Origin of the sequence: Streptomyces sp. NBC_00569, assembly GCF_036345255.1 — a bacterium.
Taxonomy (GTDB): domain Bacteria; phylum Actinomycetota; class Actinomycetes; order Streptomycetales; family Streptomycetaceae; genus Streptomyces.
In genome coordinates, this window is the sequence record NZ_CP107783.1 from 5,660,068 (window position 1) to 5,678,885 (window position 18,818).

At 72.4% G+C, this 18,818-nt stretch carries 17 protein-coding genes; 9 read left to right on the top strand and 8 right to left on the bottom strand.

Annotated features, from left to right (window positions below; translation table 11 throughout):
- From OHO83_RS25570 to OHO83_RS25595, 6 genes are all read left to right on the top strand, one after another.
- Nucleotides 1-1,860 (top strand): acetyl/propionyl/methylcrotonyl-CoA carboxylase subunit alpha, encoded by a 1,860-nt coding sequence (locus tag OHO83_RS25570; RefSeq protein ID WP_266676438.1) that lies wholly within the window; start codon nucleotides 1-3, stop codon nucleotides 1,858-1,860.
- Nucleotides 1,857-3,026: an acyl-CoA dehydrogenase family protein gene (locus OHO83_RS25575; RefSeq protein ID WP_266671681.1), complete on the top strand. Its 1,170-nt coding sequence runs from the start codon at nucleotides 1,857-1,859 to the stop codon at nucleotides 3,024-3,026. The genes OHO83_RS25570 and OHO83_RS25575 overlap by 4 nt, the downstream gene beginning before the upstream one ends.
- Nucleotides 3,027-3,318: 292 nt before the next feature.
- Complete coding sequence (locus tag OHO83_RS25580; RefSeq protein ID WP_266671679.1) at nucleotides 3,319-3,570, top strand: DUF6400 family protein; 252 nt, start codon at nucleotides 3,319-3,321, stop codon at nucleotides 3,568-3,570.
- Nucleotides 3,554-3,793: a hypothetical protein gene (locus tag OHO83_RS25585; RefSeq protein ID WP_266671677.1), complete on the top strand. Its 240-nt coding sequence runs from the start codon at nucleotides 3,554-3,556 to the stop codon at nucleotides 3,791-3,793. Before OHO83_RS25580 ends, OHO83_RS25585 begins: the two co-directional genes overlap by 17 nt.
- 157 nt (nucleotides 3,794-3,950) lie before the next feature.
- Nucleotides 3,951-4,697: an enoyl-CoA hydratase family protein gene (locus OHO83_RS25590; protein WP_266671675.1), complete on the top strand. Its 747-nt coding sequence runs from the start codon at nucleotides 3,951-3,953 to the stop codon at nucleotides 4,695-4,697.
- Nucleotides 4,685-5,287 (top strand): TetR/AcrR family transcriptional regulator, encoded by a 603-nt coding sequence (locus tag OHO83_RS25595; RefSeq protein WP_266671673.1) that lies wholly within the window; start codon nucleotides 4,685-4,687, stop codon nucleotides 5,285-5,287. Before OHO83_RS25590 ends, OHO83_RS25595 begins: the two co-directional genes overlap by 13 nt.
- Before the next feature lie 76 nt (nucleotides 5,288-5,363).
- Here OHO83_RS25595 and OHO83_RS25600 read toward each other — a convergent pair whose 3' ends face one another.
- Complete coding sequence (locus OHO83_RS25600) at nucleotides 5,364-6,494, bottom strand: citrate synthase 2 (RefSeq protein WP_266671671.1); 1,131 nt, start codon at nucleotides 6,492-6,494, stop codon at nucleotides 5,364-5,366.
- A gap of 423 nt (nucleotides 6,495-6,917) precedes the next feature.
- On the opposite strand from OHO83_RS25600, the gene pdxH reads away from it, so the two are divergent.
- Nucleotides 6,918-7,556, top strand: coding sequence for a pyridoxamine 5'-phosphate oxidase (gene pdxH / locus OHO83_RS25605; protein ID WP_266676436.1), 639 nt, complete (start codon nucleotides 6,918-6,920; stop codon nucleotides 7,554-7,556).
- 48 nt (nucleotides 7,557-7,604) lie between these two features.
- Here the strand turns inward: pdxH and OHO83_RS25610 are convergent, their stop codons facing one another.
- Together OHO83_RS25610 and OHO83_RS25615 are read right to left on the bottom strand one after the other, a co-directional pair.
- Nucleotides 7,605-8,465 carry an alpha/beta fold hydrolase gene (locus OHO83_RS25610; protein ID WP_266671669.1) on the bottom strand — a complete coding sequence of 287 codons (861 nt, stop codon included), beginning with the start codon at nucleotides 8,463-8,465 and terminating at the stop codon, nucleotides 7,605-7,607.
- A 561-nt stretch (nucleotides 8,466-9,026) separates the two neighbouring features.
- Nucleotides 9,027-9,719, bottom strand: coding sequence for a metal-dependent transcriptional regulator (locus OHO83_RS25615; RefSeq protein ID WP_266671667.1), 693 nt, complete (start codon nucleotides 9,717-9,719; stop codon nucleotides 9,027-9,029).
- Nucleotides 9,720-9,921: 202 nt separating this feature from the next.
- On the opposite strand from OHO83_RS25615, the gene OHO83_RS25620 reads away from it, so the two are divergent.
- On the top strand, nucleotides 9,922-10,677 hold the full coding sequence (locus OHO83_RS25620) for an SIS domain-containing protein (protein ID WP_266671665.1): 756 nt from the start codon (nucleotides 9,922-9,924) through the stop codon (nucleotides 10,675-10,677).
- Nucleotides 10,678-10,691: 14 nt separating this feature from the next.
- Here the strand turns inward: OHO83_RS25620 and OHO83_RS25625 are convergent, their stop codons facing one another.
- From OHO83_RS25625 to OHO83_RS25635, 3 genes are all read right to left on the bottom strand, one after another.
- Nucleotides 10,692-12,089 carry a PAS domain-containing protein gene (locus tag OHO83_RS25625; protein ID WP_266671663.1) on the bottom strand — a complete coding sequence of 466 codons (1,398 nt, stop codon included), beginning with the start codon at nucleotides 12,087-12,089 and terminating at the stop codon, nucleotides 10,692-10,694.
- 473 nt (nucleotides 12,090-12,562) lie between these two features.
- Nucleotides 12,563-13,447, bottom strand: coding sequence for a formyltetrahydrofolate deformylase (gene purU / locus OHO83_RS25630; protein ID WP_266671661.1), 885 nt, complete (start codon nucleotides 13,445-13,447; stop codon nucleotides 12,563-12,565).
- Between the two features lie 73 nt (nucleotides 13,448-13,520).
- On the bottom strand, nucleotides 13,521-14,021 hold the full coding sequence (locus OHO83_RS25635) for an SCO4402 family protein (RefSeq protein ID WP_266671659.1): 501 nt from the start codon (nucleotides 14,019-14,021) through the stop codon (nucleotides 13,521-13,523).
- A 117-nt stretch (nucleotides 14,022-14,138) separates the two neighbouring features.
- On the opposite strand from OHO83_RS25635, the gene OHO83_RS25640 reads away from it, so the two are divergent.
- Entirely contained in the window at nucleotides 14,139-15,434 is a 1,296-nt protein-coding gene (locus OHO83_RS25640; RefSeq protein WP_266671657.1) for an ABC transporter substrate-binding protein, read from the top strand.
- 26 nt (nucleotides 15,435-15,460) lie between these two features.
- On the opposite strand, the gene OHO83_RS25645 is transcribed toward OHO83_RS25640, so the two are convergent.
- Both OHO83_RS25645 and OHO83_RS25650 read right to left on the bottom strand, forming a co-directional pair.
- Entirely contained in the window at nucleotides 15,461-16,960 is a 1,500-nt protein-coding gene (locus OHO83_RS25645) for a hypothetical protein (RefSeq protein ID WP_266671655.1), read from the bottom strand.
- Between the two features lie 216 nt (nucleotides 16,961-17,176).
- Nucleotides 17,177-18,559 carry a transcriptional regulator gene (locus OHO83_RS25650; protein ID WP_227295414.1) on the bottom strand — a complete coding sequence of 461 codons (1,383 nt, stop codon included), beginning with the start codon at nucleotides 18,557-18,559 and terminating at the stop codon, nucleotides 17,177-17,179.
- Between the last annotated feature and the right edge of the window lie 259 nt (nucleotides 18,560-18,818).

Here is an 18,818-nt window from a genome sequence, read left to right on the forward strand (position 1 = left end):
ATGATCACCTCTGTACTCGTCGCCAACCGCGGCGAGATCGCCTGCCGCGTCTTCCGTACCTGCGCCGAGCTGGGCATCCGGACCGTCGCCGTGTACTCGGACGCCGACGAGGACGCCCTCCACGCGCGGGTGGCCGACGCCGCGGTACGGCTGCCCGGGGCGTCGCCCGCCGAGACGTATCTGCGTGGCGACCTGATCGTGAAGGCGGCCCTTGCCGCGGGCGCGGACGCCGTGCACCCCGGCTACGGGTTCCTGTCCGAGAACGCCGACTTCGCGCGGGCCGTCGCCGACGCGGGCCTGACCTGGATCGGCCCGCCGCCCGAGGCGATCGAGGCCATGGCGTCCAAGACGCGCGCCAAGGAACTCATGGGCGTCGAGCCCCTGAAGACCGATGACATCACGGCGGGAGACCTGCCCGTCCTCGTGAAGGCAGCGGCCGGCGGTGGCGGGCGCGGCATGCGCGTCGTACGTGAACTGTCCGATCTGGACGAGCAGTTGGCCGCCGCGGGCGCGGAGGCGCTGAGTGCCTTCGGGGACGGTGAGGTGTTCGTCGAGCCGTACATCGAGGGTGGACGGCATGTCGAGGTGCAGGTCATGGCCGACGCGTACGGCACCGTGTGGGCGCTCGGCACCCGTGACTGCTCGCTCCAGCGGCGCCATCAGAAGGTCATCGAGGAGGCGCCCGCCCCAGGACTCACGCCTGAACTCGAGGCGTCTCTGCGGGAGATGGCCGTGCGGGCCGCTCGCGCCACCGACTACCGGGGTGCCGGGACCGTCGAGTTCCTCGTCGCGGACGGCACGGCCCATTTCCTGGAGATGAACACTCGCCTCCAGGTCGAACACCCCGTCACGGAGGCCGTGTTCGGCGTCGACCTCGTCGCGTTGCAACTGCGCGTCGCCGAGGGCGAGCCCCTGGACGAGGAGCCGCCCGTCGCGCGAGGCCACTCGGTCGAGGCCCGTCTGTACGCGGAGGACCCGGCCGCCGGCTGGGCGCCGCAGACCGGCACGCTGCACCGGCTGTCCGTCCCGGAGGCCGTACGCCTGGACACCGGGTTCACCGACGGCGACCCGATCGGGGTGCACTACGACGCGATGCTCGCCAAGGTCGTCGCCCACGCGCCGACCCGCGCCGAGGCCCTGCGCAAGCTGGCGGGCGCCCTGGAGCGGGCCGTCGTGCACGGCCCGGTCACCAACAGGGAACTGCTCGTACGGTCGCTGCGGCACGACGAGTTCATCGCGGGCGGCGCGGACACCGGGTTCTACGACCGGCATCTGGCCGCGCTCACGGCGCCGAGCCCGGACCCGTACGCACCGCTCGCCGCGGCGCTCGCGGACGCGCACGGCCGGTCCCGGTTCGGCGGCTGGCGCAATGTGGCCTCGCAGCCGCAGGTCAAGCACTACCGCACCGAACCCGACGGGGTCGAGCACGAGGTGCGCTACCGGCACACCCGCGACGGTCTGGCCGCGGACGGGGTGCGTGTCGTGCGGGCGACGCCGGCGCTCGTCGTGCTCGAAGTGGACGGTGTGGTGCGGAAGTTCGACGTCGCGGCCCACGGGGAGCACGTGTACGTGAACGGCGTCGCACTCACCGCCCTGCCCCGCCTGCCCGAGCCCGTCGCGCGCCAGGAGCCGGGATCCCTGCTCGCGCCGATGCCCGGCACCGTCGTCCGGCTCGCCGAAGGCCTCGCCGAGGGCGTCACGGTCGCCGCGGGTCAGCCCCTCATCTGGCTGGAGGCGATGAAGATGGAGCACCGCGTCACCGCTCCCGCCTCCGGCACGCTCACCGCCCTGCACGCCGCGCCCGGCCGCCAGGTCGAGGTCGGCGCCCTGCTCGCCGTCGTACAGGAGGATCAGTCATGAACGCTCCCGTCCTCGAATCCGAGGAGCACCAGGCCCTGCGCGCCGCCGTCGCCGCTCTCGGCAGCCGCTTCGGACGTGACTACATGACCCGCGTCGTCCGTGAGGAGGGCCACCCCGAGGAGCTGTGGGCGGAGGCCGCGAAGCTCGGGTACCTGGGCGTGAACCTGCCCGAGGAGCACGGCGGCGGGGGCGGCGGCATGTACGAACTGTCGCTGGTCCTTGAGGAGTTGGGCGCATCCGGCGCGCCCTTGCTGATGATGGTCGTGTCGCCCGCGATCTGCGGAACCGTCATCTCCCGCTTCGGCACGCCCGAGCAGAAGGCGGCCTGGCTGCCGGGTCTCGCCGACGGCAGCCGCACGATGGCGTTCGGGATCACCGAGCCCGACGCGGGCTCCAACTCGCACCGCATCACCACGACCGCACGCCGCGACGGGGACAGCGGCGACTGGATCCTGTCCGGGCGCAAGGTGTTCGTCTCCGGCGTCGACATAGCCGATGCGACCCTCATCGTGGGCCGTACGGAAGACGCGCGTACGGGCAGCCTCAAGCCGTGCCTGTTCATCGTGCCGCGCGACGCCGAGGGGTTCGGGCGGCGGCAGATCGACATGGAACTCCAGGCGCCGGAGAAGCAGTTCGAGCTCGTCATCGACGACGTGCGGCTCCCGGCCGACGCGCTCGTCGGCGACGAGGACGCCGGCCTGCTCCAGCTGTTCGCGGGTCTCAACCCCGAGCGCATCATGACGGCCGCGTTCGCGATCGGCATGGGCCGCTTCGCGCTGGCCAGGGCCGTCGGGTACGCGAAGGAGCGCAGCGTCTGGAAGTCGCCCATCGGCGCGCACCAGGCCATCGCGCACCCGCTCGCGCAGGCGCACATCGAGCTGGAGACGGCCCGGCTGATGATGCAGAAGGCGGCCCATCTGTACGACGCGGGCGACGACATCGGGGCGGGGGAGGCCGCGAACATGGCCAAGTACGCGGCGGCGGAGGCCTGCGTGCGGGCCGTCGACCAGGCGGTGCACACGCTCGGCGGCAACGGGCTCACCCGCGAGTTCGGCCTCGCCTCGCTCATCACGGCGTCCCGGGTGGCCCGCATCGCGCCCGTGAGCCGGGAAATGATCCTGAACTACGTGTCCCACCAGACCCTGGGACTGCCGAAGTCGTACTAGCGACCTCGAGCCGGGATCCGGGCTCCTGGGGGTGTCCGGCGGATCATGGCCGGGCTCTCCCCGTGGGGCGCCGTGAAGTGCGTCATAGTTCCGCCGGCGGGTCGTGCCGGTCTCTTCGGGGCCGACATCGGCAACGGCCCACCCCCGTAGGTGAATCCGAGGCCGCCCCGTCGACCGTCCGGGCCGTATGTCGCTCCCGGTCACCGCAGGGCAACTTAGGTAACCCTTCCCCGGGGCTGGGGGTGCCTGGTACTGATGGTCGGGTTCTGCTCAGCTCATCGGAAGTCTCGCCATGAACCAAGACAATTCCCCTGGCCTCATACCCTTCACGATCGACCTGACCTTCGAGGAGGCCCGGCGCCGTGCCGAAGTCGTGGCCGCGCTCGGACCCGACTGGGATCCGGCGGCCGTCCTGCGGGGCGAGGACGAGGCGCACGCCCTCCTCTACTCGGGTCTGGACGCCGGGCAGCAGCGCACCTACGACCTTCTGGTGGCAGCCGGTGTCCTGCCGGGAGAGGGGCCGGGCCGTGCGGCTTCCCATTGACCCGCAGGCGGACATCGCCCGGCGCGCCTGGGTGGCCTGCCCCGTCTGCGACGACGCCCGTCACTGCGCACCCTGTGCCGACCGCCGCAACTGCCGGGAGCACTGGCGCTACCTGATCTCCAATCAGGGGCCGGTCCTCCACCTCCAGTGCCCGCAGTGCACCCACATGTGGTCCCTGAACACCCGGCCGGGCGTGACCGGGCCCGACGGCAGAACGCTCTGACCCGCGGCCGGACGGCCGGATCCTGATTCAAGCGGGCATGCTTGATTGTTTCTGTGCCCGCTGCCACTCTCTGAATGTCGCGCCCACGTGACCGGAGAGGGGCCGTGCCGCGCGCCGACTCGGGAAAGATCCTCCGTCGACAGCTCCGGGAGACATCGTGAGCACTGAGAAGACCCTGGTCCACTCCTCGCACGAGCGCGGGATCACCACCCTCACCCTCGACTCGCCGGCCAACCGCAACGCCCTCTCGGTCACGCTCGTCGCCGAGCTGGCGGACGCGCTCACGGCGTGCGGCAAGGACGACGCCGTACGGGCCGTCGTCCTCACCCACACCGGCAACACGTTCAGCGCGGGCGCCGACCTGAAGTCCCCGCCCCCGCCCGAGGCACTGGTCGCGCTCCTGCGGCAGATCGTCGCGCTCGACCGGCCCGTCGTCGCGCGGATCGCCGGGCATGTGCGCGCGGGAGGGCTCGGCCTGCTCGGGGCCTGCGACATCGCGGCCGCCTCGCACGCCGCCTCGTTCGCGTTCACCGAGGTCCGTATAGGGGTGGCGCCCGCCGTCATCTCGCTGCCCCTGCTGCCCCGCAGCGACCCGCGCGCCGTCGCCCGCTACTACCTGACGGGCGAGCGCTTCGACGCGGCGGAGGCGGTCCGCATCGGGCTCCTGACGACGGCCGGGGACGACGTCGACGCCGCCCTCGCCCCCGTCCTCGACGGGCTGCGCAGGTCGGCCCCGCAGGGCCTGACCGAGACGAAACGGCTGCTCACGGCTAAGGTGCTGGAGGCCTTCGACCGGGACGCGGCCGACCTGAGCGCGCTCTCGGCCCGGCTGTTCTCCTCCGCGCAGGCAGGCGAAGGGATGACGGCCTTCCTCGAACGACGGGATCCCGCATGGGTGCTGTGACCTCATCCGGTACGGCGGTGGAGCGCGCCCCCAAACAGGACCGCAGCCGCGCCACCCGCCGTCGGCTCCTCGAAGCGGCCGTGTCGTGCCTCGCCGAACACGGCTGGTCGGGCTCCACGGTCTCCGTCGTCGCCGAACGGGCCGGGGTCTCGCGCGGCGCCGCCCAGCACCACTTCCCGACCCGCGAGGACCTGTTCACGGCCGCCGTCGAGTACGTCGCCGAGGAGCGTTCGACCGCGCTGCGCGCCCTGCGCCCCCGCGGCCGCACCGAGGTCGTCGCCGCCCTCGTGGACCTGTACACGGGCCCGCTGTTCCGGGCCGCCCTGCACCTGTGGGTGGCGGCGTCGAACGAGCCGCAGCTGGGCGGCCGCGTCACCGAACTGGAGGCCCGCGTCGGCCGCGAGACCCACCGCATCGCCGTGGAGCTCCTGGCCGCCGACGAGTCGCACCCCGGTGTCCGCGAGACCGTGCAGGGCCTCCTCGACATGGCGCGCGGCCTCGGCCTCGCGAACCTCCTCACCGACGACGGGCCGCGCCGCGAGCGGGTCGTCGCGCAGTGGGCGGCGATTCTCGACGGGGCGCTGGGGTGACCCGGGGCAGGTGACGCAGGGGAACGGCGCCGCACGGAAATCCGTGCGGCGCCGCTCGCTCAGCCGGGGGTGCTGCTCAGCCCGACATCTGCCCATACCCCTCGATGTCACGCGGGTCGCGGGTGCCCGGCCCGATGTAGCGGGCCGAGGGACGTACGAGGCGGCCCGTGCGCTTCTGTTCCAGGATGTGCGCCGACCAGCCGGCGGTGCGGGCGCACGTGAACATCGACGTGAACATGTGCGCCGGGACCTCGGCGAAGTCCAGCATGATCGCCGCCCAGAACTCCACGTTCGTCGCCAGGACCCGGTCGGGCCTGCGGGCGTGCAGCTCCGCGAGGGCCGCCTTCTCCAGCGCCTCGGCGACCTCGAAGCGCGGTGCGCCCAGCTCGCGGGCCGTGCGCCGCAGCACGCGCGCACGGGGATCCTCGGCGCGGTACACGCGGTGCCCGAAGCCCATGAGGCGCTCGCCCTTGTCGAGAGCCCGCCGGACGTACGCCTCCGCGTCGCCGGTGCGCTCGATCTCCTCGATCATGCCGAGGACGCGGGAGGGCGCGCCGCCGTGCAGGGGGCCCGACATGGCGCCGACGGCGCCCGACAGGGCGGCCGCGACATCGGCGCCCGTGGAGGCGATGACGCGCGCGGTGAACGTGGAGGCGTTCATGCCGTGCTCGGCGGCGCTCGTCCAGTACGCGTCGACGGCGGCGACATGCTTCGGGTCCGGCTCGCCGCGCCAGCGCTTCATGAACCGCTCGACGACGGTGTCCGCCTTGTCGATCTCGTGCTGCGGCACCATCGGCCTCCCCTGCCCGCGCGCCGACTGGGCGACGTAGGAGAGGGCCATGACGGCGGCGCGGGCGAGGTCCTCGCGGGCCTGCGCCTCGTCGATGTCGAGAAGGGGTTTGAGGCCCCACACGGGCGCGAGCATGGCGAGCGCGGACTGTACGTCGACGCGGATGTCGCCGGAGTGGACGGGGATGGGGAACGGCTCGGCGGGCGGCAGGCCCGGGTTGAAGGCCCCGTCGACGAGGAGGCCCCAGACGTTGCCGAACGAGACCTGGCCGACCAGGTCCTCGATGTCGACGCCCCGGTACCGAAGGGCGCCGCCCTCCTTGTCCGGTTCGGCGATCTCCGTCTCGAACGCGACGACTCCCTCGAGGCCGGGCACGAAGCCGGGGGCACTGCCGGGGTCAAGGCCGGGGTCGGACATCAGGCGGCTCCTCTGAATGTGTACGACTCTGCGTGTGCGGCTCTGCGTGTGTACGGCGGAGGACCGCGGTGGTCGTGTGCGGTCCGCATGGGCGTAACGGTTCTGCGGCGGTATGTGCCGGAATGCTCCGGACTGTGGCGACCCGTCCGGCCTGTTCTGGCCTGTCCGGATCCGCGGTGCCGGCGCGGCTCCGGGGCTCAGGGGCCGGATCGGTCACCACGGTGATGCCCGTTTCGGCAGGCGGTCACCCAACCGAAGGGGCGGCTGGACCGACGACGATATCCGCTGGTGCCACCCTTGGGGAGAGTGCGCGGCACTCAGTGCCACTCAGTGATGAACTCCACGCGGCCGACTGCCCCACGCGTACGGCAGGATGACCGCGTGAGCGACCACGACCACCACGCACCCCAGAACCCCGCCGTCATGCGTGCGCAGTACCGCCTGCCGGGTGAGGGACTCCTGGAGGAGGACGTCCCCGCGCGCCCGATGGAACTGTTCGAGCTCTGGTTCAACGAGGCCACGCGGGCGCGCGGCGTCCTGTACGAGCCGAACGCGATGGTCGTCTCCACGGCGGACGCGGCCGGCCGGCCGAGCTCGCGCACCGTGCTGCTCAAGGCCTACGACGACCGGGGCTTCGTCTTCTACACGAACTACGGCTCCCGCAAGGCCCGCGACCTGGCGGCGAACCACGAGATCGCGCTGCTCTTCCCCTGGCACCCGATGGCCCGCCAGGTCATCGTCTCCGGCACCGTCGCCCATACGAGCCGCGAGGAGACGGCCGCGTACTTCCGCTCCCGCCCGCGCGGCTCCCAGCTCGGCGCGTGGGCCAGCGCGCAGTCGCAGATCCTCACCTCGCGCGCCGAACTCGACGCCGCGTACGCCGAACTCACCGAGCGCTACCCGGAGGGCGAGAACATCCCGGTGCCCGACCACTGGGGCGGCTTCCGCGTCACCCCGCGCACCGTCGAGTTCTGGCAGGGCCGCGAGAACCGCCTCCACGACCGGCTGCGCTACGTCCACGAGCCGTCCGGCGCCTGGCGCGTCGAACGCCTCGGCCCCTGACCCGCGGATCCGCCGCTGCGAAGTCGCGCCGGTACGGAGGCCGCGCCGCTACGAGGTGAGTACGCCGTCCAGGAAAGGCTCGATGGCGGAGCGCAGCGCCTCCGGCCGATCGTAGTGGACGAGATGCCCGGCGTCCGCGATCTCCGCGTACTCGCCCCTGGGCAGGACGCGGACCATCTCCTGCGCCTCGGCGCGGCCCAGCTCGCCGTCGAGGCCGCGGACGACGAGGGTGGGGCAGCGGACCTGGGCCAGCTCCTCCCAGTGCGCGTCGTAGACCCAGGTGGCCCGGGAGACCAGCATCTGGCGGTGGTCGAACACGGGCCGCCAGCCGTCGGCGCTCTCCGCCATGACCTCGGCGTAGAACTCACCGCGCGAGGGCTGGGGCCGCTCCACCCACGGGTCGTCCTCGCCGAACCACTTCCGTACGTCGGCGAGCGTGGCGAAGGGCGTGGGCCAGGCGTCGAACCAGTCCTCCCACTCCCGCTGGGACGCCGCCCCGAGCGCGGAGGCCCGCATGTCGCAGATGATCACGGCGCGTACGAGGTCGGGGCGGCGCGCGGCGAGCTGCCAGGCGGTGAGCGCGCCCATGGAGTGGCCGATGACGACGGCGGGCGCGAGGCCGAGCTGGACGAGGGCGGCCTCGGCGTCCTGGATGTACGCCTCGCGGTCGTAGGGGCCCTCGGGGGGTTTCTGGCTCTGGCCGTGGCCGCGCTGGTCGAGCGCCACGGCGCGGTGGCGCTCGGAGAGCCAGCGGGCGGTGCCCGCCCAGTGCGAGGCCCGGCCCATCAGGCCGTGCAGTAACAGCACGCCGGGGGACTGGTCGACCTCGCCCGTCTTGGGCGGGTCGGCGAACTCCCACGCGGCGAGACTCACGCCGCCCGCCCCGGTCACGTCGATGCGCCGCACCATAGGCTCTGGCACCCCCTTGTGGTCGCGCCTGCAGTGGCATACCCGCGCACGCTATCGAACTCTTTTTCGAAAGCGCGGTCGTTCTCGGCAACACCCCTCGTTCGAGTGACCTCGCTCAAGGATTGACCGCCGCCGTCGAGGGGAGATCTTCAACGGGAGGCGGACCGCTCGGGGAAAACGGTCCGAAGGGGATGACCCTGGGAGCTCGGGGCTCCGGGTCAGCACAGGGGAGGACAGGCCCCGGCGCCGCAAGGCGCCGGGGCCCTCTGTCTGACTGCGCCCTGTCCGTCTGCGCCCTGTCTGGGTACGTCGGCACATCGTCCCGCCCCCTCCCCGCCCGCGCGGCCGGACCGGTGCGGACCCGAAACCGAGACGGTCAAGAGTCCTCAGGTCATATGCCTCTCGCGACAGCCTTGCACGCAAAACGTCCGCGCGCTGCGATTCCGCACAGTGAATCTTGCTTTCTGCGAGAGTTCTCGGAGAATGCGGTGACGTCCCAACTGCGCCTGTGGGAACAGGAGTTGACGCGTCGGTAAGTTACCCCCGGTCGGGGCGTCGGGCTCAGCGCTTGGCGACGAACACGTGCGAGGCGATGTCCGCCGCCAGCTCCGCCGCCTCACCGCTGCTGCCCACCAGGACCCCGCCCGGCGACGCCGTCACACTGACCACGGAGCCCGGCTGGATGCCCGCACGCCGCAGCGTGTACATCAGCTGCGCGTCCGTCTGGATCGGCTCACCGATCCGGCGCACCACGACCGTCTTGCCGTCCGCGCCCGGGTCGAGATCGGCGAGGGACACCATGCCCTCGTCGAGGAACGGGTCCGCGCCGTCCTTCTCGCCCAGCTCCTCCAGCCCCGGGATCGGGTTCCCGTACGGCGATTCGGTCGGGTGGCGCAGCAGCTCGAGCACGCGGCGCTCGACCGCCTCGCTCATCACGTGCTCCCAGCGGCAGGCCTCCGCGTGCACCTGCTCCCACTCCAGGCCGATCACGTCGACGAGCAGACACTCGGCGAGGCGGTGCTTGCGCATCACGCGCGTGGCCAGCCGGCGGCCCTCGTCCGTCAGCTCCAGGTGGCGGTCCGTGGCCACGGCCACCAGGCCGTCGCGCTCCATGCGGGCCACGGTCTGGCTCACCGTCGGGCCGCTCTGGTCCAGCCGCTCGGCGATCCGGGCGCGCATGGGGACCACACCTTCCTCTTCGAGCTCGAGGATGGTGCGGAGATACATCTCCGTGGTGTCGATCAGTCCGGACATACGTGCCCCTCGATTAGCTCTGCTAGCTCACCGCTAGCTCGTGCGCTGGCCCTGACCCAATTCTGACGCATAGCGCTGACAACCGTGCCGCGCCGGGGGAACCGGGCTCCGTACGGCAGGAACGTATTGACAGGGAACTGGTCCGGACCGCAACGTGATGCGCGGCATGCGGACAGTAAGGGACGACGAAGGGGCTCCGCCGATGAGCGACAGCAAGCTGGCCGGTCAGTACCTCGACGCCGCGATCGGCCTGCTGAGGCGGGTGCGCGACGAGGAGGACCGCAACATCGTGGCCGCCGGCACGCTCATCGCCGACACGGTCGCCGACGGCGGCCGGCTCTTCGCGTTCGGCGCGGGGCACTCCTCGCTCGCCGCGCAGGACGTCGTCTACCGCGCGGGCGGACTCGCCCTGATGAACCTGCTGTCCGTACCCGGAGTCGTAGGCGTCGACGTCATGCCCGCCACGCTGGGCTCCGCCCTGGAACGCGTCGACGGGCTCGCGGGCGCCGTCCTGGACTCCAGCCCGGTCCGCGCCGGCGACACCCTCGTGATCATCTCGCTGTCCGGCCGCAACTCCCTGCCCGTGGAGATGGCGATGAACGCCCGCGCGCTGGGCCTGCGCGTGATCGGCGTGACGTCCGTGGCGTACGCCGAGGAGACGAAGTCCCGCCATGCGTCGGGGACGTTCCTCAAGGACCACTGCGACATCGTCCTCGACTCCAAGATCGAGGTCGGCGACGCGGAGCTCACGTACGACACCGTCGACGCCCCCTTCGGGCCGGCCTCCACGATGGTGGCCAGCGCCCTGATGCAGGCCACCATGGCGACGGCCGCGGCCGAGCTCGCCGACCGCGGCATCCAGCCGCCGCTCCTGCGCTCGGGGAACGTGGACGGCGGCCACGAGTGGAACGGCCGCATCTTCACCGAGTACGGCGACCGGATCTTCTACCGGCACTGACGCCAGGGTCGCGGCTACCGGTCGAGGACCCGCACCAGGTCGAGCGTCCCGGCGATCCGGGCCGCGACACTCTCCGCGTACGTGGCGTCGGTCCGCTCGAACTGTGTGCGGCTGGGCCCACGCAGGAACGTCACCACGCCCAGGGTGCGCGCCCGGCTGCGCAGCACCGCGCACAGGGCGTGCACCGTGCCCTCGGGCCACTGTCTGGTCTCGGCCCACTCGCGCGCCCGCGCGGCGTCACGCCCGCTCGCGCTCGCCCGGACCGAACCCGTGCGCTCCACGCACTGCAGCGCCGGGTGGCCCTCCGGATAGCGCAGGGGCAGCGTCGTGCGCGACACCAGCAGGCTCGGCCCCGGCGCTCCCGAAGGCGTCGCGGCCGCCCGCGCGAGGCGCACCGGGCCCGTGCGGTCCTCGTCGGCGCCCCGGCCGGTCTGCTCGTCGCCGACGACCAGGTCGATCAGCGCGTGGTCGGCGAACCCGGCCAGCGCGAAGTCCAGATGGGTGGTCGCCGCTTCCGCCGGGTCCTCGCACTCGGCGGCGGCCCGCGTGGCCCGGTGCAGCTGGTTGGCCCGGAACCGCAGCTGCGCCGCCTCCTGTTCCGTCTGCTTGGCCTCGGTGACGTCCTGGAACAGCCATCCGACGCCCAGCGGTACGGGTTCCTCCGCCAGCGGTGAGGCGAGCCGCACGAAGCCGCTGCGCCAGCACCTGCGCGCGTCGCCCTCCGGGAGCCGCACCGTCACCCACAGCTCGGCGGGGGCCGGCGGGGCGCCCTCGGCGAGCACATGGGCGAGCGCGCTCTCCAGTTCCTCGACGCCCTGCGAGATCAGGTCGCCGAGGGGGCGTCCGAGCAGCGCGGTGCGGCCGGCGCCGAGCGCCCGCGCGGCGTGCACGTTCACGACGGCGGGCCGCAGGTCGGCGTCGACGAGGACGACTCCCCAGGACGCGTCCTCGAAGAGGGCCTCGCTCAGGGCGATCGACCGCTCCAGGTCGATCTGGGTGTGCACCTCGCTGAACGCGCAGTACAGCCCGGCCGGCTTGCCGTCGGGCCCGCGCACCGCGGCGGACTGCGTACGCACGAGGATCCGCCCGCCGTCCTTGGTGAGCAGTGCGAACTCGTGGACCTGCCGGCCCGGCGCCCGCATCGCGGCCATCAGCCGGGCCTCGACCTCGTCGGCGTCGGCGCTGCGCACGGCCCATCCGGAGAACCCGCGCCGTCCCACGGCCTCGGCGGCGGACCAGCCGAGGATGCGCTCGGCCTCCCGGTTCCAATGGGTCACGATCCCGTCGGCGTCGAACGCGCAGAGCGCGGCGTCCATCCCGTCGAGCAACGCGGCAAGAAGATCGGCCCCGTCCCGCTCGGGCTCGTCGGGCCCGAGCTCGTCGGTGGCCCCACTACGCCGGGAAGCACTCACCTGGCACCCCCTGCAGGCTGTGTCCGCGTGTTCCGCACTTCAGATCATTCAACTCGAACGTGACGCAGCACACACGGAGTTCGGGGAAATCGTTGCGTCCCGGAGATCCGGGGGAACGTTCCCTTCCTTGATCACAGCCTACGACCTCGCGCACGGGCCGAGCCGTGGGCCCGTTAATTCACTTGAAGGCATCCCGGACCCTTCTTAGGCTGGGGGGTACACAGGAAGGGAGGTGGTTCGGCAGATGTATGAATACCGGACGCGTGAGGTGACTGCGGGCTAGCAGCCCGGCGTCGCAACTCGATTTCGGCGCCGGACCAGCACGTGAGAGCTGCGTGCAGCCGGCCCCAATCCCAAGCAGTCGCCCGACCCGCGAGCCGCCGGTACGTCCGGCCGGCTTCCACCCGTCCCGTACGGGAGGAGACCTGGCTCGCGGGTCGTCCGCGTGTGCGGACGGGCCCGGACACCTGTGATCAGGTGAAGACGACCGTCCGGCGCCCGTTCAGCAGGATCCGGCGCTCGGCGTGCCACTTCACGGCGCGGGCCAGTGCCTGGCACTCCACGTCGCGGCCGATCGCCACGAGCTGGTCCGGCGTCACGTCGTGGCCGACGCGCTCGACCTCCTGCTCGATGATCGGGCCCTCGTCGAGGTCGGCCGTCACATAGTGCGCGGTCGCGCCGATCAGCTTCACGCCCCGCGCGTGTGCCTGGTGGTACGGCTTGGCGCCCTTGAAGCTCGGCAGGAACGAGTGGTGGATGTTGATGATCCGCCCGCTGAGCTCCTTGCACAGGTCGTCCGAGAGGACCTGCATGTAGCGGGCCAGGACGACCAGTTCGACACCCTCGGCGCGCACCAGGTCGAGGATCTGCGCCTCGGCCTCGGGCTTGTTGTCCTTCGTCACCGGGATGTGGTGGAAGGGGATGTCGTACGACTTCACGAGTTCGGCGAAGTCCGTGTGGTTCGAGACGACCGCCGCGATGTCGACGGGCAGGGCGCCGATCCGGGCGCGGAACAGCAGGTCGTTCAGGCAGTGGCCGAACTTCGACACCATCAGGACGACGCGCATCCGCTCAGCGGAGCGGTGGATCTGCCAGTCCATGTGGAAGGAGTCGCCGATCGCGGCGAAGCTGGCCCGCAGCTTCTCCGCCGTGACGGGCGCGTCCGCCGAGAAGTGGACCCGCATGAAGAACAGGCCCGTGTCGTGGTCGCCGAACTGCTGGCTGTCCTCGATGTTGCAGCCGGTCATGAAGAGGTAGCTCGACACGGCGTGCACGATGCCCTGCTTGTCGGGGCAGGAGAGAGTCAGGACGTACTGCTCGCCGCCGGCGGCGCCGGACGCGGAGGACTGCTCATTCATGCAGGCAAGGGTCCCATACGCGTAACCCCCGCCGGGCCGCCGTCCCGCTGGTCGGACGGCAGCCGCGCGGCGCTCAGGCCGCGCGCGTCATGATCCGCAGGACTTCGAGGGTGCGGGGCGCCGCGTCGGGGTCGTCGCCGTCGCTCGTGGCGAGCGCGACGTGCGCGTCCCGCGCGGAGTGCACCGCTTCCGGCCACGCCTGGTGGTCGAGATAGGCGGAGACGGGTGCGTCGGGGCCCACCTGGTGCATGATCCGCAGCACGCGCAGCACGGCGGTGTCGACGAGCTGTGCCTCCTGGGAGTCCCGGAAGATCGTGCCGACGTACTTCTCGGCGGACCAGTTGTCGAGCCAGGTGTCCTCGACGAGGCGGTACACGGCGTCGGTGACGTCCCCGAACCCGTCCACGCCCGCGAGCCAGACGTTTCGCTGGAACGCGGGGTCGGAGAGCATGTGCAGCGCGGAGCGCACATTGCTGCGCCAGCGCCACCACGGCATGTCGTTGAGTGGCATGCCGCCCATGGTGGAGGAGCGACGGCCGCGACGGGAAGACTTCTCCGAGCTTTGCACGGTCATCGATCGTACGTGCCGTCCTCTTCGGCCCGTCCCGGCCCCCGTAATTCACCTCCACGTCACCGCACGTTGACCGCAGGTCACTCGTGGGTTAGGGATGCGGCGGAATCGTGCAGGTTCATGACTGGCCGGCGTCGCACCACCATCCCGCGCACCACCCGCACCCTTCGTTCCACCGTGCTTTCGGCGGCGGTGTGGGCGGCTTGTGCGTCGCTCGCCGCCGGATGCGGTCTCGTCTCCGACGTCACCGGGGGCTCCAAGGACCCCATCACGGTGATGACATGGGCGCCCGAGAAGACCCAGGCGACCAACATGCCCGGCATGCCCGCCATGGCACGCGCCTACGCGCGCTGGGTCAACGCCCACGGCGGCATCGGCGGCCGCGACCTCAGGGTCATCACCTGCAACGACAACAACGACACCGTGGGCGCCGCCCGCTGCGCCAGGGACGCCGTCGAGCAGAACGCCGTGGCGGTCGTCGGCTCCTACAGCCAGCACGCCCGCTCCTTCCTCGGCCCCCTGGAGTCCGCCGGCATCCCCTACATCGGCGGCTACGGCGTCACCGACGAGGAGTTCGCCAGCCCTCTGTCGTATCCGGTCAACGGCGGCCAGCCCGCCCTGATGGCCGGGAACGGACGGCAGCTGGCCGCCGCGGGCTGCGACCGCACCTCGCTCGTGCGCCCCGACACCGTCGCCGGCGACCAGCTGCCGCTGCTCCTCGACACGGGCCTGTCCGCGGGCCGCAACCGCGCGTCCGACGTGCGCGCCGCCGAGGACGCCACCGACTACACGGAGCAGGCCCGCCAGGCGCTCCTGCGGGCCGGCGCCGACCCGGTCGGGAAGGGCTGCGTCACGGCGGTCCTCGGCGACCGCACGGACACGTTCTTCGACTCGTTCCGCCGCACCCGCGACTCCTATCCGAAGGTGCGGATCTCGACCGTCCTCGGCAGCGTCGACCAGACGGTCATAGACCGCTCGGGCGGCAAGTCGGGCGTCTACGAAGGGGCGTACGTCACCGGCTGGTATCCGGTGGCGACCGACCGGCGGTGGGCGACGATGCGCAAGGTCATCAGTGAGCAGGCGTTCGGCGACAACCGGATCGACCCGGCGGACGCGGGCGTGCAGACGACATGGATCGCGTACACCGTCCTGAGGCAGGTCGTCGAGTCGCTCGGCGACGGTGATGTGACGGCGCGCACGGTGCGCGGGGCGCTCGACGGCGGCCTGAAGGTGCGCACGGGCGGGCTGACGCCGACGCTGAGCTGGCGCTTCGAGGACATGATCGCGGCCAGCGGCTTCCCGCGGCTCGTCAATGCCGACGTCACCTTCCAGGTGGTGCGCGACGGGCGGCTCGTGGCCGCGCGCCGCGGACTCGTCGACGTGTCGCGCACGCTGGAGGCGACCCCCACGGGCTGATCCCGCCCGGGCCGCCTCCGTATCGGCTAGAGCTGGTACGGCTTGCGCTGCGGGAGGCTCCACTGCGTCGCGATGCTGTTCCACAGCTTCGACGCCTGGGTCTTCTGCGTGGAGGCCGTGCCGCTGGCCTGGTCGCCCGCGCGGCGCTGCGGGGTGGGCCTGGCGTGGCCCTTCTTGCAGCCGTTCTTGCCCGCGACCTGGTCGGCCCACGCCGCGTAGTGGCTGTCCGCGGAGGCGGAGGCCTGCCACGCCTTGGTGAGGGCCTGCGTGAGCGCCGCGTGGTCGGGCAGCTTGTCCACGGAGAGCCCGGCGAGCCGGGTCACGAGCCCGGTGCGCTGGGTGGCGGCGCCGCGCAGGTCGCTGGCGGCCTTGCCGAGGTCCTTGCAGGCACCGATGTTCGCGACGGCCCTGATCACCGTGTCGCGGCTGTTGTTGGAGTCGGCGAGGAGCTTGTCGAGGGCGACGGCCTGCGCCTTGGCCGGGTCGGCGGGCGTCGGGGACGAGCTGTCCGGCGCGCCAGTCGCGGCGGCGGGCTTGGCGTCGTCGCCCTTGTTCTCGTCGCTCCCACTGCTGATGAGGGCGCCCGCACCGATGCCGACGACGAGGATGCCGACGCCGATGGCGGCGATGAGCGGCACCTTCGAGCCGGTGCGGCTCTGGCCCTTGCGGGCGGCGGCCCGCCCGGTGGGCTCGTACGGGGCCTGCGGCTGCCCGGCCTGGCCCGGCCCTCCGGGTCCGCCGGGGCCCGCGGGCTGGCCGGCGCGCGGGTCGAAGCGGGGCATCTGCTGAGTCGAGGCGGGCGCGTCCGGCTCCGGCTCGGTGCGGAAGAGGCTGTCGAACTCGGCCGGGGGCTGGCGGTCGCCGGGGGCGCCGGGGCGGATGCCGTAGGGCGCGCTCGGCGGCGGCGGCGAGGGCACGGGCGCGATGTACTGCGTGGCATCGCTGTCGGTGCCCGCGGGCGGCATGGGCGCGGAGCCGTACGGCTGCTGCTGGGGCGGCGGCATCTGGCCGGGGGCGTTCGCGCGGCCCAGGTACTGGGTGGCGTCGGCGGGCACCTCGGGCGGCAGGGCCCCGGGCGCGACCGGCGCGATGTACTGCGTGGCGTCCGCGTCGGAGGGCGCGGTCGGGGCTATGTACTGCGTCGCGTCCGAGGCGGAGGCCGGCGGCAGCGGCGCGGAGCCGTACGGGGCGGCCGGGGCACCGGCAGGCGGCAGCGGCGCGGAGTAGTGCTGCTGCGGGGCGGCCGGGGGCAGCGGGGCCGCGGCCTGCGGCGCGTTCTCACCCGGCAGCGCGGACGGCGCGCCCCACTCGTACGTGGGCATCGGGCCGCCGGAGGCCGCCTGCGCGGACTCGGGGCCCCACGGCTGGCCCCAGGGGCTGCCGCCCGAGGGGGCGACGTGCGACTGGTCGCCGAAGGTACCCGGCAGCAAGGGCTCGCTGCCGTCGGCGGGCAGCACGACGCCTTCGTGTGCCTGCCGCACCGAGGGAAGGTGCGGATCCTCGCCCTGTCCGCTCTGCTGCGTCACCGGGACTCCTACGACTGGGGGACCTTCGGAATCGTCGGCTCACGCTACCGGGTCCCCGCACACACGTGCCACGCAGCTCAGAACCCCACAGCCTCCCCACACCTCCAAGTAACAAAACAGGCCCGCAGAACGCTGATTAGCGCCCTCCCCAAGCGGGTTGAGGCGTCCGTCACACAAGGTTCACGTGTACGTCTCCTGCGCGCCGCTCACAAAACTTCACGCGGCCTGAAGATCGAGGCGCGCACCGAACTCCCGGACCACGGGTTCGTCCCGGTACGGCTCCAGGCGCTGCCTGAAGTCGTCCAGGTACTCGGCGCCCCGGTTCGAGCGCAGCGTGCCGAGGAGTTCCACCGCCCGCGTCCCCGTCTGGCAGGCCTGCTCGACCTCGCGCTGCTGCACCTGCGCCGTGGCGAGCAGCACCAGGCCGATCGCCCTGCGCCGAGCCCGCGACTGAGGATGCCCGGCCAGGGACGCCTCGGCCTGCCGCCGCGCGGCCTCGGCCTGCCCCAAGTCCCGGTAGCAGTGGGCCAGTTCGTCCGCGAGGTACGCGGCGTCGAAGTGCGCGATCCAGGCCGGGTCGTCGCCCGAGTCCGGCTCGGCCCGCTCCAGCGCGGCCAGCGCGCTGCCGGCCACCGCCTGCGTGGCCCGCGCGTCCCCGAGCAGGGCGTGGCCGCGCGCCTCGGCCGCGTAGAACATCGCCTCCGCACGCGGGGTCACCCGCCCGCGGGCCCCCTCCTGCGCCGCGCGCGCCAGCTGGGCGATCTCGCGTGGGTTGCCGAGCTGCGCCGCCAAGTGGCTCATGGACGCGGCCAGTACGTATCCGCCGTATCCGCGGTCCCCGGCGGCCTGGGCGAGGCGCAGCGACTGGATGTAGTACCGCTGGGCGAGACCCGGCTGTCCCGTGTCGACGGCCATGTATCCGGCCAGCTCCGTCAACCGGGCGACCGCCGCGAACAGTTCACGCCCCACGGCCTCGCGGTACGAGCCCGCGAGCAGCCCCGACACCACACTGTTCAGATAGTGGACGACCACCGGCCGCACATGCCCGCTGCCGTACTGGTGGTCAAGGTCCGTCAGCGCCTGGGTCATCGCCCGCACGGCCGCCACGTCCGACGTCCCGACCCGCGGCCCCGCCGACCGCGCGACCTGGGAGTCGGGTACGGAGATCAGCCAGTCCCGGCTCGGCTCGACCAGTGCGGACGAGGCCACCGACGACCCGGACAGGAAGTCCCTGCGCCCCACGTCGCTGCGCCACAGCTCGCACACCTGCTCAATGGCGCCGAGGACGGTCGGCGAGAACTGGAGGCCGACGCCCGAGGCGAGGTTCTTGCCGTTGGCCATGCCGATCTCGTCGATCGTGACCGTGCGGCCGAGCTTGCGCCCGATGGCCTCGGCGATGATGCCGGGCGCCCGGCCGCGCGGCTGCTGGCCGCGCAGCCAGCGCGCCACCGACGTCTTGTCGTAGCGCAGGTCGAGGCCGTGCTCCGATCCGCACATGTTGACCCGGCGGGCCAGTCCGGCGTTCGAGCAGCCGGCTTCCTGGATGAGCGCCTGCAGCCGTTCGTTGGGCTGTCGCGCTACGAGAGGCCTTGCGGCCATGGCGTACCCCCTGTGTGCACCGTGGACCATCGGGCGGACTCGGGCCCGTCGTCACACTCCCGGTCGGGCCCGCCTTGAGGTGATCAATGCCCTGAGATCAAACGGAAGATGCGCCACAAAGAAGGGCAAAACAAGCAAGAGCCCCAACTGGTGGCCGGTCGGTGGACAGCACCCTCGTCTGGTCCTCCGGGCTGGCTACCCCCCGGCCGGGGCCATTCCTCCCGCGCGCCCCCGCCCATGCATCCATGCGCCCCACGTG